This is a genomic window from uncultured Sulfitobacter sp. (assembly GCF_964021855.1).
Taxonomy (GTDB): domain Bacteria; phylum Pseudomonadota; class Alphaproteobacteria; order Rhodobacterales; family Rhodobacteraceae; genus Sulfitobacter.
In genome coordinates, this window is the sequence record NZ_CAXHZD010000018.1 from 1 (window position 1) to 1,550 (window position 1,550).

Annotated in this window: 1 protein-coding gene; it reads left to right on the forward strand. The window is 54.6% G+C overall.

What is annotated here, in order from left to right; genetic code table 11:
* Positions 1-80 precede the first annotated feature (80 nt).
* Positions 81-1,463: an IS1182 family transposase gene (locus tag AADJ11_RS20320; RefSeq protein WP_341236232.1), complete on the forward strand. Its 1,383-nt coding sequence runs from the start codon at positions 81-83 to the stop codon at positions 1,461-1,463.
* The last annotated feature ends 87 nt before the right edge of the window (positions 1,464-1,550 follow it).

Consider the following 1,550-nt stretch of genomic DNA (forward strand, 5'->3'; position numbering starts at 1 on the left):
GCCGATTTTGTTGAAAAACTCTTCCTTGATCGGCAGGTGAACTGCTGATTCAATTCTCTTATTGATCGGGAGGATTGGCGATGATGGGTCGAAAGCAGGAAGCGCAGGCGGCTTTGTTTTACGAGTTCTCGCTTGAAGATCATGTCCCCCAAGATCACTTGCTACGGTCGATTGATCGGTTTGTCGATCTGAGCAGCATCCGGGCACATCTGGCGAACTTCTACAGCCATACAGGTCGCCCTTCGATTGATCCCGAGCTGCTCATCCGGATGTTGTTGGTGGGGTATTGCTTCGGCATCCGATCCGAGCGGCGGCTCTGCGATGAGGTGCATTTGAATCTGGCGTATAGGTGGTTCTGCCGTCTCGATTTGACCGACGGTATTCCGAACCACTCGACTTTTTCAAAGAACCGCCACGGCCGTTTCCACGAGAGTGATCTGTTGCGGCATGTGTTCGAGATGACCGTTGCGCGCTGCATGAAAGAAGGATTGGTCGGCGGCCACGGGTTCGCCGTGGATGCCAGCTTGATCAGTGCCGATGTTCAGAAACAGAACTCCAGCAACCCCGAAGATTGGGCGGCACGAGAGGTTGATCCCAACGACGCGCCACGCGCGGTGCGCGAGTATCTCGACGTTCTGAATGATGAGGCTTTTGGCGCAGCCAGTGAGGTCACACCCAAGTTTACCGCCCACGCAGACCCGGCCAGCCAGTGGACTGCCGCGCGCAAAGGCCCAGCATTCTTTGCCTATTCTGACAATTATCTCATCGACACAGATCATGGGATCATCATGGATGTGGATGCCTCACGGTCGATCCGGCAGGCGGAAGTGGGTGCCATGCGCAAGATGATTGATCGCACCGAAGAGCGCTTTGGCGTCAAACCTGATTGGATCGCGGCAGATACGGCATACGGGTCAGCTGACAACCTTGTTTGGCTGACACTGAAGCGGCAGATCCTCCCGTTCATCCCTGTCTTTGACCATTCAAAGCGCAAGGATGGCACCTGGTCGCGGTCCGACTTCACCTGGGACGAAGACAACGACCGATACATATGCCCAGAAGGCAAAGAGCTCCGTCATACCAGACGCAATTACTCTGACCCAGCTCGGAATGCGCCAGACCTGAAAGCGAAGAACTACAGCGCGCTCAAATCTGACTGCCGAGGCTGCCCATCAAAAGACAAATGTTGCCCCAACAAAGACACCCGACGTATCCGCCGCGAGAAATACGAAATCGTGAGAGACTTCGCCCGAGAATGCACAGCATCAGAGTTCAATCCGACAGCCCAAAACCTCCGCAAGAAAGTCGAAATGCTCTTCGCACACCTCAAACGCATCCTCGGGTTGGGCAGGCTTCGATTGCGAGGCCCATGCGGCGTCCAAGATGAATTTACTCTCGCCGCAACCGCCCAAAACCTCCGCAAACTAGCAAAACTCAAGCCAATAGTGCCCGCCACAGGCTAAAAGCTGGATCAGGCACCGGTCGTTCAACAAAATCAGCGCAGTAGCTCAACGCGCAACGTCAAATCCAACGACTTTTTCAACAAAATC

Coding starts and splice junctions, on each gene's coding strand:
- AADJ11_RS20320 (WP_341236232.1), top strand. CDS start 81: ATGATGGGTCGAAAGCAGGAAGCGCAGGCGGCTTTGTTTTACGAGTTC.